We start from the raw sequence: 13549 nt of genomic DNA, 5'->3' as shown, positions 1-13549 counted from the left end.
CACCCCTCGATGGTCCGTTCGGAATCGATCCGGGCTGTGCGCTACCTCGATCACCATGTTGTCCACCCCGCCAGCGTTTCCACGTATTCGGTTTGCGTATTTGCTGTCGTCGACGGTTTGAGCCGCCAGTCGCCGGCGTCCCACACCACGATCATCCGCATCGCGGCGTACAGCTGCTTGCCGTCGATCACCGGACCGCGCGAGGCCAGCCGCACGATCGCCAGATCCTCGGCGAAGTCGTCGATCCGGAACGCGTCGGAGGCCACGAAGTACCTGGTGACCTTCTCCGGTTGCTGTTTGGGCAGCCGCTCGCCGGACAACGCGGAGTCGTAGGCGGCCAGCTGCGCTGTGCTGACCCGCAATTGCGTCACATACAGGTCGCGGTCGGCCGGACGGGCGTTGAGCCGGTAGGTGATCTGCGCGGCGGCCAGCGCGGCGCCCTGCGGGGTCCGCGCGTAACCGACGGCGAGTCCGTCCTCGATTCGCGACGGCCCGTCGGAGGTGGAGAACGGCACCGACGCGCCGTAGACACGCTGCCATCCATGCGGTTTCGTGGTGCCCTCCGGCGCGCCGTTCAGCCAATCCGGGTCAGCGGCGGTACGTTGCGTACCCGGCTGCTGGGCCAGCGGCTGACCCGCCGGGTTGTTCGGAATGTCCACCCGCCTGCCGAGCAGGTCGACCTCGGGTTCGGCGAATCCCGTGCCGCCCGCGGCCTGAGCCGGCGGCGGCGCGTTGTCTACCTCGCTGCCGCCGTCACGCGTGAAGTACACGACGGCGCCGACGACCATGATCAGGGCGAGCAGGGCACCGGAGGCGATCATGCCGAAGGATGCGCGGTCGCGCGTGCCCGGCTCCCTCTCGCTCACTGCGGTGCCTCCAATGTCACAATGTCGGGCGGTAATTCATCGATCGGGTCGACCGGTCGGTCGGTGGCGTCGGTCTCGGGTAACTGCAATCGCCAGTCTCCGCCGTACCAGCTGACCGTGGTGTGGTTCACCGCCCGTGACCGGTCGGAGTATTCGGTATAGACGTCGACAATCGTTCGCTCGTCACGATATTCGGTAATTTTGTAACCCAACAATTTCGGCGCGTACTCCGCGGTAGCGGGTCCGGTGATCGACAGCTGTACTCGGTTGATCGCCCAGTCGTCCCGGGCGGGCCCCGGGACGAGTTCGGCGTTCACGACCTGGGCCCACTGACTGTCCGGCGCCACCGACAGTCGGATGGTGTGCGTCAGTGCCGCCAGCCCGGCCCCGCGCGGGGAATGCTCGAACCCCGTCGCGGCGCCCTGGCCCACCGTTTTCGGGCCCTGGTCGGTGTGCGGCAGCGAGATGCCCTGGTAGTCCTGCCAGCCCACCCCGGTCGGCGCGGCTGCCAGGTCGGGACCGGTATCGCCACCGCTCCCGCAGCCGACGGCCGCGGCGAGCACTGCGATACCGACCGCAACCGGTCGTGTCACTGTGGAATTCATGCCGGCAGGAAGGCCAGCGCGATCGCGGACGCGGTGCTGGCGACCGAGGCACCGATCAGGCTCATCAGGACACCGTGTGAGGCGTCGTTGACCGCCAGGTCGCTGCGGAACGCGATCCACAGTCGACCCGCCGACAGGATCATCCAGGCCAGGCACGACAGCAGGACGAACCAGAGCAGCCAGTTGAGCAACTGCATCATCGGCGCCAACACGTCGGCCGGGATCTGCTTATAGGCGAGCACAGTGATCACTAACCGATGACCGCGCTCATGATCGTGCCCGCGCTGGTCGCCACGACGCCACCGATCATCGCGCCCGCCACCATCTTCGGCGATTCGAGACCACCACCGGTCCAGCGCTCCCACGCGAACTTGCCGCCCGCGTAGGTGATGCCGCAGATGCCCGACAGCAGCACGAACCAGGTGAGGTAACGCACGAGCTGCAGGATCTTCTCCGAGCCGGGGGGAGCCTCCGGGGTCGGATTTCCGACCTGGGCCAGCACGGTGCCGTACGTGTCCTGCACGGCGAGGAGGAGCATGCTCATCGGGTGCCTTTCTCCCACAGTAAAGGTGTTGTGCCACAAACACTTCGACGACGACACACGTTTGTACACCACCGACCGGTGACCCGCCCGGCGTTCATGATCGACCCTCGCCCGACGCGGCAGCGCCGAGACTCGTCCGGATCGCGGCGACCACATCGGTCCCGAGCTCACCGATCTCGACCGGCACTTCGTCGAGCGGATCGGGGCGGCGTTTTTTGACCGCCGCCTCATCGCCCGGCGACCACACCGGAAGTACGTCGGACTCGACCAGAGTCCATTCCTCGAACCACGGCACCTGCCAGACGTGCCCGGCCAGCGAACCGACCACCTCCCGGTAGCGCCGGATCTCCGGCGCCATCCGGCCGGGGCGCGCGGCCACGGTGATCAGGCCGAGGACCAACGCAGGGCCGGCGAGCCCGGCGTGGTGCTGGCGCAGGAGATCGTGCGCGCGGGTGAGTCCGGAGATGGTTTCCCTGGCGACCAGCACGACGAAGGGGGATTCGCGGTCGAACACCCCGGGCCAGCGCCCGCGTGCGTCGGCGGCGGGAGCGAGCACGTGCGCGAGTGTGGTCGCGCCCGCGCCACCGTGCACGCCGAGCAACCACACGAGCGGCGCCCGGCCCACCCCCGGCACCGGGCGCTCCCAGATCTTGGCGCGCAGCGACTCTGGCGGCGCGACTACACCGGCGGGGGCGTCCGGTTCACGACGACGACGAAGATTCATGGCTGCCGTCATGATGCCACCCCCGCGAGCAAGCTCGCATACGCCGAACGCGTCGCCTCGGCCAACTCGGCGTGGCGGACGAGTTCCCCGCGCGCGAGGTGTGGGTCGTAGGGGATCTCGACGACCTCGCGCACCCAGCCGGACAGGTGTTCGCGCAAATGTTCCGCAACACGCGAGTCGTCGTGCGAATACTGATGCGAGACAACGATAGTGGTGTCGGCGACCACACCGGCCCCGTCGTCGCCGTAGTGGTCGTCGAGCCATTCCAGGGTCACGCGCAGCCGGTTGGCGGCGTCGACGCGGGCCGGGATGGCCAGTACCAGTGCGATATCGGCGTCGTCGAGCAGGGGCCGCAGTTGCCGTCCGGCAATCGGGTTGCCGCCGTCATAGACCGCCGTGTACCCGCCGGTGTCCAGCGCCCGCGCGACAGTGAGAAATGTCGCGCGGCGGCGCAGCGGGGTGGCATCGCGCCAGAGCAGCCCGAAACCGGAGGTGGAGCGGGAAAGGCAGTCTTCCAGCGGTGCGGGTTCGTCGTCGCCGCGGCCGTAAACCCAGGACTGCAGGTTCACCGGGTGCAGGTGCTTGTCGGCCCCGCGCAGCGCGATGTCGCTGCCCGCCGCGGTCGCGTCGACCGCCACTGTCGTCGCGCCGACGGTGACCAGTTGCGCGGCCAGCCCGAGCGCGGTCGTCGTCGTGCCCGCGCCGCCGCAGCCACCGACCACCAGAATCGGCCTGCGGGTGCCGTCGCGGCGTTCACCGTTGCGGCGCCGCAACCGCACCACCGGAGCCGGATCACGCGCCAGGTCATCGGACGGGTCCCCTGCCGGGGCCTCGTCGAGCCAACGGCTCCAATCGTCTGTCATCGCCTCTCCTTACCCTGCCGCGATGCCCGTGATGAGCGTGCGATCGCCGACCAGCGCTGTCCGCACCGTTTGCTTGGTGTAGGTGGCCGGTGCGCCCGCGGGCCGGAACTCGGTGATCTCCACCGTGAACCGGTCGGCCGCGACAGTGGTGATCCGCACGCAGTGGGTGGTCCCCACCGGGATCGTGTCGATGCCGCGCTGGATCACGGCGGCCGGGGAGACATCCGAGTCGGGGGTGACCACTGCTCTGGCCTGCGTCCCCGATCGGGTCACGTAGTAGGCGTATTGAAAGGCGAGGACGGCGTCGGGTCCCGAGTCGGTGCCGCCCGCTTCGGCGCTGCGCAGCACGATATCGGTGCGTTCGGTCGGGCACGAGCCCGCGGTATCGGCGGTCAGGTTGCCCGCGGTGAAGTGCAGTGGCGCGGCGGCACCGCGGGCGGTCGTGCTGTCGCCGCGCCCGAAGAGCAGGAAGAACACAGCGGTCGCGACGAGAACCAGCGCGAGAACCGACACCGTGAGAATCAGCCGGACACGCTGGCGCGCCCGGTCCGCGCGCAGGGCGCCGGACGGTTGCAGCACCCGGGCGTCGTCGTATTCGTCGGCGGCGGCCTCTGGCCAGGGGAACTGGACGAGTTCGGCGTGGTAGTCGTCGTCGGGGCCGGGCGCAGGCTCGGCGACCCAGTCCGACCAGCCGCCGACGAAGTCGCTGCGGCGTCCGGCCAGTTGCGCGGGGGGTGGTGGCGCGGGCTCCGGTTCGATGGGGGACGGCCGCTTCTCGTGTTCGGCTGCGGTGAGGTCGACGGATTCAGTTGTCGTGTTCGCCTGATGCGCCGTCTGCTCGGTCGGAGTATCGCCGGTGGCATCCGCCGGAAGATCGAGAGCGAGGCTGAACTGTTCCGGCTGACGCTCCCCCGCCGTGGCGGGCTCCGGCGTCGCGGTAGCGTCGGAACTCGCCGAAGATCGGTCGACGCTGTCGTCCTCGCCTGCCACCGGTTCGGTGGTGTCCGGGCGCACGGGGGCGCCGGTCGCGGTCTCGGGCTCCGGTTCGAGCGCCGAGTACCAACGCGACAATTCGTTGTACGACTTCAACATTCCCCCCTTTCCACGGCGCCGGGCACAGTTCGCATCGAAGACCTCTCGGTGATCAGTTCACAGAGAACGGACGGGTGGTGGGTGCGGTGGTTACGGGTGTCGCGGCAGGCGGAGTCGTCGCGCCGCCGGATGAGGCGCCATCGGCTCCTGTCCCGAACGGAAATTGTCCCCCACCGGAGGGTTTGGTTGTCGTAGACGCGCCGCTCCGGCTCGGGAATATTCCCAAACCAGGCGAGTCGGACCCTCCGACCGGTACCGTTCCCTTCCCGGAAACGCCTGCGGCGTCCCGGGCCAGCGCGGCGAACCACTCCCCCACGTACTGCGTCGGGGAGGCGCCGTTCGCGCCGACGCCCATGCGCGAGTACGCGTCATGGCGTTGCAGCGTGTCCCAGTAGCGCACCCAGGTGGTGACGTCGAGGAGTTCGGCGTTGTCGGTCACGTTCTGCTGGACGGCGGCGAACGCCTCGTTGACCAGCCGAACCCCGGTGGTCGGCGGCACGAGTTGCGGCACCGCGCCTGCCAGTTTCGCGCCGAGCAGCGTGAGCCCGGCCAGTGGATTCGACAGTGTCGCCGTGGCCAATTCGCTGATGCTCGCCGGGCTGATCACCGACTTCACCACGGTGGCGACGGCGTTGAGGCCGATCATACCGACCTTCAGCAGCGCCTGATACGCGGCGTTCACGTCGAGCTTGCTGTTCGGGTCGGAGGCGTCGGACAGCCGCTGCGAGATCGACTTCTTCGGCGAGATCGACAGATCGGCCGGCGTGGCACCGGAGATGTCCTGCTCGACCACTGCGGTGGCGGTTTTGATGGAGGTGTAAGCCAGGGCCTGCGCGATGGAGGTCAGCGAACCGATCGGATCTCCGCCGGAGAGTTTCGACTGGCTCATGAGGTTGGTGACGGCTCGCACGATCGGCGCGCCCTGCGGTGCATCACACGCGAGATCGCCTGTGGCACAAAAGCTTGCGACACGACCGGTGAGTTTACCGAAGTCGTCGGTCTGCTCGCTGCGCGGGGCGAGGCCGCCGCCGGACGCGACCCCCTGGCGCACCGCGCCGACGCTCGCTACCGCGTCGCCGGAGGTCCCGGGTGCCGCCAGCGGCGTCGTCCGGTCCGGCGCGCCGGGGAACAGTGGGGCGTTCTCGCCGCGGGTCGGGTCCGCGAACAACGCCACCGCGGCGATCTTGTCCGCAGGCAGCACCCCCGTGCCCGCGCCGACCTCCTGCGCGAACAGCGAGGCGACGTGGGCGCCTTGGGAATACCCGACGACCGCGATCCTGGTGTCCGGGCACCGCTGCGTCACCTGGGTCGCCATCGCGCGAAGTCGCTCCAGACCCCCGGCCACCGATTCGGTGTACGGCACCGCGCCGCCCTGGACCGCACCGCCGAAACCAGCCTCATAGGGCACATACGCGCGATCGACGAGTCCCGCCTCGGCCGCACCGGCCAGCATCGGACGGAACACCGTCGACAGCATCCCCGTGTCGGTACTCGGCGCCGCGTCGGGCGAGGACTCACCCGTGCCCTGAATCCCCAAGGCATACAGCGCCGGACACGCGGCCAGAGATAGCCGCGTGGAGGGCGTAGGGGGTGTACCGTCTTCCGCGCCGGCTACTCCCGCCGTAACCGACAGCGAAGCGACGGTGAACGCGATCAGCGTCCCCGTGAGTCGTGTCGTGCACCGAGCCATATCGATCCGCATCACAGTCCGTTTCAGCTGACCAGTGGAGCGTTGAAACGCACTAAACCGTAACAGATTCCGGGTAACCCAACCGCTGCCCTAATCGGCCCTTTCACTGCCCCCGGCAAACCCGATGCGCCCAGCAATCTTTGGGCGATCACCTGGGCAGACAGCGGCCCGGGCACCCTCGCGAGGATGCCCGGGCCGTAGGTCGCGGATCAGGCGGCGGAGGTCACCCGGTACACGTCGTACACGCCTTCGACGTTGCGCACCACATTGAGCAGGTGGCCGAGGTGCTTGGGGTCGCCCATCTCGAAGGTGAACTTGCTGATCGCGACGCGGTCACCATGGGTGGCCACCGAGGCGGACAGGATGTTGACCTTCTCGTCGGCCAGCACCTTGGTCACATCCGAGAGCAGCCGGGTGCGGTCGAGTGCCTCGATCTGGATCGCGACCAGGAACACCGACGAGGGCGAGGGCGCCCACTCGACCTCGATGATCCGCTCCGACTGTTCCTGGAGGGAATCGGCGTTGGTGCAGTCGGTCCGGTGCACGCTCACCGCGCCGCCGCGGGTCACGAACCCCATGATCTCGTCGCCCGGCACCGGCGTGCAGCACTTGGCCAGCTTCGCGACCGTGCCCGGTGCACCGGGGATGAGCACACCCGCGTCACCGGTGACCCGCTGACGGGCGGGCGTGGTCGACGGCGTCGACCGCTCGGCCAGCTCGTTCTCGACATCGCCGATACCACCGAGCTGGGCCATGAGCCGCTGCACCACGTGATGCGCCGACACCTGGTGCTCGCCGACGGCGGTGTAGAGGGTGGAGATATCGCTGTAGTGCAGTTCGTGCGCGACCGCGGTCATCGCCTCGACACTCATCAACCGCTGCAGCGGCAGCCCGACGCGGCGCACCTCCTTGGAGATCTGCTCCTTGCCGCTCTCGAGCGCTTCCTCGCGGCGCTCCTTGGCAAACCATTGGCGAATCTTGGCCTTCGCGCGCGGGGAGACCACGAACTTCTGCCAGTCGCGGCTGGGTCCGGCGTTCTGTGCCTTGGAGGTGAACACCTCGACGACTTCGCCGTTCTCCAGCTGCCGTTCCAAGGCCACCAGGCGACCGTTCACGCGCGCGCCGATGCACTTGTGCCCGACCTCGGTGTGCACCGCGTACGCGAAGTCGACCGGGGTGGACTTCTGCGGCAGCGTGATCACATCGCCCTTGGGCGTGAACACGAAGATCTCGGGCGACTTCAGGTCGAAGCGCAGCGACTCCAGGAATTCCGCGGGATCGGCCGCTTCCCGCTGCCAGTCGAGCAGCTGACGCATCCACGCCATGTCGTCGACCTCGGCGGCGTCACCGGAGTGTTTGCCCTTGGTCTCCTTGTACCGCCAGTGCGCGGCGATGCCGAACTCGGCGGTCCGGTGCATGTCCTGCGTGCGGATCTGCACCTCGAGTGGCTTGCCGTCCGGGCCGACGACGGTGGTGTGCAGCGACTGGTAGACGCCGTAGCGCGGCTGGGCGATGTAGTCCTTGAACCGCCCCGCCATCGGCTGCCACAGCGAGTGCACGACGCCGACCGCGGCGTAGCAGTCGCGGACCTCCTCGCACAGGATCCGCATGCCGACCAGGTCATGGATGTCGTCGAAGTCTTTGCCCTTGACGATCATCTTCTGATAGATCGACCAGTAGTGCTTGGGCCTGCCCTCGACGATCGCGTTGATCCGCGACGCGGCCAGCGTGTTGGTGATCTCCGCGCGCACCTTGGCCAGATAGGTGTCGCGCGAGGGTGCGCGATCGGCGACCAGGCGCACGATCTCGTCGTACTTCTTGGGGTGCAGGATCGCGAAGGCGAGGTCCTCCAGCTCCCATTTGACCGTGGCCATGCCGAGGCGATGCGCCAGTGGCGCGATCACCTCCAGGGTCTCCTTGGCCTTCTTGGCCTGCTTCTCCGGCGGCAGGAAACGCATGGTGCGCATGTTGTGCAGCCGGTCGGCGACCTTGATCACCAGCACCCGAGGATCGCGCGCCATGGCGATGATCATCTTGCGGATGGTCTCGGCCTCGGCCGCGGCGCCGAGGTTGACCTTGTCGAGTTTGGTGACGCCGTCGACGAGGTGGGCGACTTCCTGCCCGAACTCCTCCTTGAGCTGCTCGAGCGAGTAGCCGGTGTCCTCGACGGTGTCGTGCAGCAGAGCCGCGACCAGGGTGGTCGTGTCCATCCCGAGTTCGGCCAGGATGTTGGCGACCGCGAGCGGGTGCGTGATGTAAGGGTCGCCGGACTTGCGGAACTGCTTGGCGTGACGTTCGTCGGCGACGTCGAAAGCGCGCTGGAGCAGACCGAGGTTGGCCTTCGGGTACAGCTCGCGATGGACCGTGGCCAGCGGTTCGAGGACCGGCTTGACCGCCGCGATCCCCCGCTGGCCGGTCATCCGCCGAGCCAGCCGCGCACGGACCCGCCGCGACGCGGAACTGGGCACCGACGCTGTCGGGGACTGCTTGGGGGTTTCGGGGGTTTTCGCCGGGGCACTTTGGCTTGGCGCGGCGCCGGTGGATTCCTGCCCGACCTTCGCCTCGCCGAGTTGTCGAGTCATGCCACCACCTCTCACGCTGCATTCGGACCTGTCGGCCGAGTGCTGCAACCGCCCGGGTCCTCAACTTTAGTCCCCACACCGACCTGGTGTTCGAGTCACGGGGGTCACAGGACTGCGGCTGATCCGCCTCTCCGCGGTTTCCGCGGGTCGTTCACCGGCAGCGTAGTGATTTTCCGGGCCTGCGGATAGATATCCGCCCAGTTTCGGATACCCCGATCAGCGACTCTCGTTCCCGCGTGATCGGCGGTTTTGTTCCGACGCGAGTCGCGGGATCTCGGTTGTCGGCGGTGTGCGATTCGACGACCCTGTCAGCGCCCGTCGGTTCGGGCAGGGCGGGCTCGCAGGCTGTGACCGTCGAGGCGGCCGGGTGGGGCGCCGAGCAGGTCGAGAACGGTCGGGGTGATGTCGACCAGCGTGTGCGCGCCGGTGGTGGTTCCCGGGGCGAAGTCGGGGCCGCGGGCGATGACGAAATTGGCGGTTTCGGCGGGAGTCTGGCCGCCGTGGCCGCCGGTCGGGAGGTGGCCGTGGTCGGTGGTGACCAGCACGGTCCACTGCTCAGCGGGACGGTCTCGCGCACGCTGGTCCACCGCCGCGACGATCCGGCCGACCAGTGCGTCGATGCGGCGAATCGCGGTGAGATAGGCGCGCGACGCGCCGCCGTGCCGGTGGCCGGCCAGGTCGACCTGGTCGAGGTGGGTGAAGACCAGATCGGGACCGGAGCGCTCGATCGCGGACACTACTTCGGTGGCGGTAGCGGCATCGGTGGCCGACTCGTCGGGATCGCCGGGAAGCGGTGCGGTGGTGAGAGCCAGGTCGGCGCGCCGGTCACCGGTGGCGGCGATCGTCGCGATCTGGTGCCAGGTGCCGATGGATACCGTGTGGCGCACGGGGGCGGCCCGTTCGATGCGGGTGAACACGCTCGGGTGTGCCAGGAACGGGCTCGCGTCGAATTCGTTGTCGGTGATCCCGTGCTCGGTGTCCCACACCCCGGTCAGCGCACTCGCCCACGACGGCCCGGAAATCGTGATGTGCCCCGCGATGGTCCCCTGCGACAGCAGCCCCTGCGCGGCGAGGCGCCGCAATCGGGGGGCCTGCGCGGCGTCGGCCTTGTCGAACATCAGCCCATCGATCCCGATGACGACGACCTTGTTCACCACCTCGCCGACTCCGCGACGCGGGATCCCGAAGGCGGCGGTCGCGTCGACCGTCGTGCCCGCGTCGTCGAACGCCGCCGCCGACCCGGCCGCCGACCCCACCAGCGGAATCGTCACCAGCGCGGTGACCAGCGCGACGAGCACTCTCGCCGGAGCCGACATCTCACGCATATCCCCACGATGCGGGATCCACGCCGTGGCGGCGAGGCCGACGCGGCGGTGTTCATCGACGTTTCATCGGCCACGCACGCATCGGACGCCTCGCTGAACAACCCGCGAACCACAGGTCGAGTCGCGAGAACTCCGAGCCGGAATACTGCTGCCCACAGGCGATCTCATCGCGGGGTGACACCGAGTGGGAACGCGGTTCACCGCGCTCAGTCCTCGTCGACGTCGAACGCCCACACCACCGCCGGGCGCCCGGTGGCCTTCACCCGGCGACGTTCACCGGTGCGGCACAGTCCTGGAATCGCGGCGAGCGTGCGGTTGAGGTTGGCGGGGTCGGGGCGGGCGCCGTGGAGGGAGGTACTGAGATCGACCGCGCGGGTGGCGGGAAACTCGGTGCCCGCCAGTGCCCGGGTGAGTGTCGCGTCCTTCCAGAGGAGTCCGGCCAGCAACGCGCGGCTGGTGTCGACGATGCGGTTGTGGTCGAACGCCAGCGGCGGGACCTCGTCGAAGCCCACCCAGTCGGCGGGCCCCTCGTGCTGGGCGACCACCGCCCACATCGCGATGGCCAGCGTCGGCCCGCGCGGGTCGCGGTGCGGTTCGTCGAACGTGACGAGCTGGCCGACGGCACCGATCGCCTCGGTCGGCACACCGAGTTTGGTGCGCACGGCGCGCCGGGCGGCGTCGACGAGACGTTCGCCGCGGCCGAGCAGCACACCCGGTAGCGCGAGTTCGCCGGTGAACGGCTCGAATTCGCGGGGGGCGATGCCGATCAGCACGCCGCTGTCGGCGGCCCAGCACCGCAGGGTCACCACATCGATCGACACAACGGATTGCTCCACGTCATCCCATCCTGTCTCTAGCCGCTCCGCCGTGAGCGCCGCGCCAGGCGGCCGATACCGCGGTTCACGGTACGGATGCCCCGATTCTTCCCTGCCCGCCGACATCAGCGGGTCGGCCCCTCCGGTCGGCGTGCGGAGCGGCGACCACGCGGTCGCGTCGATCCGGACCGTGCCCGGTCAGCACCACCGGTACCCGCAACCGCTCGGCCAGCCACGCGGCCGGGTCGGTGTCGATCGGGACGAGGATCGGTGTCGCGTCGAGGAGCCGGTCGGTGAGCCGCTGCTGGTGATCGAGATCACGCCACCGGCCGGGACGCAGCTCGGTCGACCTACCCGACGATGTCTCGTACGCCTGTGCGGCGCAGAGAGTTCCGGCTACGTCGAGGCGGTTGACGACCAGCCCGTCGATCCCGCCGCACACGTCGACGGCGTAGCGCAGCAGGATGGGATCGAGGTGCCCCTGCCGGAACGCGCCCTGGTAGTGCCCGGTGCCGTTGTGCGGTTCGGGAAAACCGAGCGGCGCTTCGGTGGGCAGCGGACCCGCGCCGTGCCGGGTCATATAGGTACGGGTGACGCCGAGAACCGCCGCACTCGAACCGATTTCGCGGACCATCGCCTTGGCGTTGCGCGGCTCGACCGTCGACCAGGTGGTGTGCGGGTGCAGGCCGCGCCACTCGTCGAGCAGCACACCCTGCGCGCCCTCGAACACCAATCGCCCCGCCTGCCCGATCCGGGCGAGCTCCTGGGCTCCGGTGATCCGGACCGCGCGCGCAAAATCGCGGTACATCGCCACCAGGGCATCGATCGACTCGTACCCGTGGGCACTGGGTCCGACGAGGCCGTCGTAGTGCGCCGCGAGCCGATCCAGCTTGGCTCGCAGCACGGCCGGCGAGCGGCAGTCGGCCACGGTGGGCGCGTCGTTCTCCAGTGCGTACCAGGCTGTTTCACCGATGCCACGGCCGCAGGAACCGTGCCGCGAAGTACCCCTCGCGTCCTCGCGAGCACGGTTGGCCGCGATGTGGATCGGGGTGGTGAGCAGGGCCCGTCCGTCGACGGCGAGCAGGCCCAGCGGATCGTGCACGCCGAGCGCCGCCAGCTGTTCGGACTCCGCCGCGAGTGCGATCGGCTCGACGAGCATGTGCCGCGACAGCAGGGTCGGCACCCCGGTGAGCGTGCCCGAGCCGAACTGCGCGAAGGTGTGGTGGCGACCGTCGGCCACGACATTGTGCGCGGCCTGGGCCCCGCCGTTGAACCGCACCACGGCCGCCACCCCGAGATCGGCTTCGGGCGAGCACAACCAATCGACCGTGGCGCCCTTGCCCGCGTCGCCGAAGCCCAGATCGACGACAATGAGGTGACGGCCGCGCAACACCGGACTCACCGCCCCGGCGGCAGGGCGCGCAGCGTCGGGCCCTGCTTCGAACCGAGCGTTCGACCGACCGCGTCGGCCTCCTCGCTCGATCCGACGTCGCGAAGATCGGCCAGCCCGGTGTCCAGATCGACCCGGTCCTCACCCAATCCGATAGTGAGCGCGATCAATTCACAGACCGCGCCGGGGTCGTCGAGCTTCAGGAAGTTCTGCCCGAGCAGGGCCAGCCAGTGTTCGGCGATCTCCGGATCATCGTAGTAGGACGACTGGTTGGGCAGGATGAAGTAGACGTGCCACCGCTGCTCGAGTTCGCGATAGATCGACTCCACCGACACGTCACGGCGCACATGATCGCCGACCACCGCCCGGATGTGGCGGGCGGCCAGACGGGGCTTGTTCAGCTCGTCGCCGATCAGGAACAGGTATCCCTTCTTCGCGCGTTTGTCCCACGCGTCCGTCGCGACGTGCTCGGCCATGAAATAGGCCGCCAGTTCATAGCTTTCGGACTTCTGCCCACCCCCGCCGCCTTCGAGCAGGATCGCCCGCAGCTGTTCGTCCATCCGGTTGTCGGATTCGAACTGCCCGACCTGCAACGGCACCCGATCGGTGTCGGCGTCGCCGATCGCGCCGAACAGGATCTGCGGGTCCTGCGCATACCCCTTGTTCTTCAGCAGCCCGTGCAGTTTTCCGAGCTTGTCCTGCATGATCCGCGGCACCCGGCCCATCGATCCGGTCACGTCGAACAGCACGGCCACCGGCAGCGAGTTCCCGTGCTCGGCCGAGTCCCGGCATTCCCGCTTGCCCACCCCGAACGGGTCGAGCAGCGGATGCGCCGACCAGGTGTCATACGGCTTGTCCCGCATCTGCGCGGTATAGCCGAAATCGTCCACGCCCTGGCGCGCCCGATACGTCTTACCCGCCCGGTAGGCGGTGTCGTCCCAGTTCCCGTACCCCATTCGAACCACTCCCTCTCGCGAATTCCTTGTTTTAGTCTATTCAACCAAAACAGGAATCGTCAAGAGGCTCCGGCTAACTGCTCCCGCAACGATGGAG

General features: G+C 68.7%; 13 protein-coding genes. All 13 read right to left on the bottom strand.

Features of this window, described 5'->3' with window-relative positions; genetic code table 11:
• Positions 1 to 50 precede the first annotated feature (50 nt).
• Positions 51 to 866: a DUF8175 domain-containg protein gene (locus NA12_RS18090; RefSeq protein WP_067452230.1), complete on the bottom strand. Its 816-nt coding sequence runs from the start codon at positions 864 to 866 to the stop codon at positions 51 to 53.
• Positions 863 to 1459, bottom strand: a complete 597-nt coding sequence (locus NA12_RS18085; RefSeq protein ID WP_084472888.1) for a DUF8175 domain-containg protein — start codon at positions 1457 to 1459, stop codon at positions 863 to 865. The genes NA12_RS18090 and NA12_RS18085 overlap by 4 nt, the downstream gene beginning before the upstream one ends.
• Before the next feature lie 8 nt (positions 1460 to 1467).
• Positions 1468 to 1722, bottom strand: a complete 255-nt coding sequence (locus tag NA12_RS18080) for a hypothetical protein (protein ID WP_056810720.1) — start codon at positions 1720 to 1722, stop codon at positions 1468 to 1470.
• The gene (locus NA12_RS18075) at positions 1722 to 2015 is read right to left on the bottom strand and encodes a hypothetical protein (protein ID WP_056815437.1); all 294 of its coding nucleotides are present in this window, start codon (positions 2013 to 2015) and stop codon (positions 1722 to 1724) included. Before NA12_RS18075 ends, NA12_RS18080 begins: the two co-directional genes overlap by 1 nt.
• A 94-nt stretch (positions 2016 to 2109) precedes the next feature.
• A complete protein-coding gene (locus NA12_RS18070) occupies positions 2110 to 2751 on the bottom strand; it encodes a hypothetical protein (RefSeq protein ID WP_067452225.1) in 642 nt (213 codons plus the stop codon).
• Positions 2748 to 3602 (bottom strand): MinD/ParA family ATP-binding protein, encoded by an 855-nt coding sequence (locus tag NA12_RS18065; RefSeq protein ID WP_067452223.1) that lies wholly within the window; start codon positions 3600 to 3602, stop codon positions 2748 to 2750. The genes NA12_RS18070 and NA12_RS18065 overlap by 4 nt, the downstream gene beginning before the upstream one ends.
• Positions 3603 to 3611: 9 nt before the next feature.
• Positions 3612 to 4694, bottom strand: coding sequence for a DUF8176 domain-containing protein (locus NA12_RS18060; protein ID WP_067452221.1), 1083 nt, complete (start codon positions 4692 to 4694; stop codon positions 3612 to 3614).
• A 52-nt stretch (positions 4695 to 4746) separates the two neighbouring features.
• Positions 4747 to 6171: a cutinase family protein gene (locus tag NA12_RS18055; RefSeq protein WP_243654971.1), complete on the bottom strand. Its 1425-nt coding sequence runs from the start codon at positions 6169 to 6171 to the stop codon at positions 4747 to 4749.
• Positions 6172 to 6593: 422 nt separating this feature from the next.
• Entirely contained in the window at positions 6594 to 8966 is a 2373-nt protein-coding gene (locus NA12_RS18050; protein ID WP_067452220.1) for a RelA/SpoT family protein, read from the bottom strand.
• A gap of 308 nt (positions 8967 to 9274) precedes the next feature.
• Positions 9275 to 10291 (bottom strand): alkaline phosphatase family protein, encoded by a 1017-nt coding sequence (locus NA12_RS18045; protein ID WP_067452218.1) that lies wholly within the window; start codon positions 10289 to 10291, stop codon positions 9275 to 9277.
• Between the two features lie 206 nt (positions 10292 to 10497).
• Complete coding sequence (locus NA12_RS18040) at positions 10498 to 11127, bottom strand: NUDIX hydrolase (protein WP_067452216.1); 630 nt, start codon at positions 11125 to 11127, stop codon at positions 10498 to 10500.
• A 64-nt stretch (positions 11128 to 11191) separates the two neighbouring features.
• The gene (locus tag NA12_RS18035) at positions 11192 to 12508 is read right to left on the bottom strand and encodes an adenylosuccinate synthetase (RefSeq protein ID WP_084472873.1); all 1317 of its coding nucleotides are present in this window, start codon (positions 12506 to 12508) and stop codon (positions 11192 to 11194) included.
• Entirely contained in the window at positions 12505 to 13452 is a 948-nt protein-coding gene (locus tag NA12_RS18030; RefSeq protein WP_067452214.1) for a hypothetical protein, read from the bottom strand. Before NA12_RS18030 ends, NA12_RS18035 begins: the two co-directional genes overlap by 4 nt.
• Between the last annotated feature and the right edge of the window lie 97 nt (positions 13453 to 13549).

This window comes from Nocardia alba NBRC 108234 (assembly GCF_001612665.1).
Lineage (GTDB): Bacteria > Actinomycetota > Actinomycetes > Mycobacteriales > Mycobacteriaceae > Nocardia > Nocardia alba.
Note: the sequence above shows the minus strand (reverse complement) of the source record. Positions and strands in the feature narration are given on the sequence as shown.

What these genes read in the sequence shown, in the direction of transcription:
- NA12_RS18060 (WP_067452221.1), bottom strand. Translation starts at nt 4,694, where the DNA reads ATGTTGAAGTCGTACAACGAATTGTCGCGTTGGTACTCGGCGCTCGAA.
- NA12_RS18055 (WP_243654971.1), bottom strand. Translation starts at nt 6,171, where the DNA reads ATGCTGTCGACGGTGTTCCGTCCGATGCTGGCCGGTGCGGCCGAGGCG.
- NA12_RS18030 (WP_067452214.1), bottom strand. Translation starts at nt 13,452, where the DNA reads ATGGGGTACGGGAACTGGGACGACACCGCCTACCGGGCGGGTAAGACG.
- NA12_RS18075 (WP_056815437.1), bottom strand. Translation starts at nt 2,015, where the DNA reads ATGAGCATGCTCCTCCTCGCCGTGCAGGACACGTACGGCACCGTGCTG.
- NA12_RS18070 (WP_067452225.1), bottom strand. Translation starts at nt 2,751, where the DNA reads ATGACGGCAGCCATGAATCTTCGTCGTCGTCGTGAACCGGACGCCCCC.
- NA12_RS18045 (WP_067452218.1), bottom strand. Translation starts at nt 10,291, where the DNA reads ATGCGTGAGATGTCGGCTCCGGCGAGAGTGCTCGTCGCGCTGGTCACC.
- NA12_RS18065 (WP_067452223.1), bottom strand. Translation starts at nt 3,602, where the DNA reads ATGACAGACGATTGGAGCCGTTGGCTCGACGAGGCCCCGGCAGGGGAC.
- NA12_RS18050 (WP_067452220.1), bottom strand. Translation starts at nt 8,966, where the DNA reads ATGACTCGACAACTCGGCGAGGCGAAGGTCGGGCAGGAATCCACCGGC.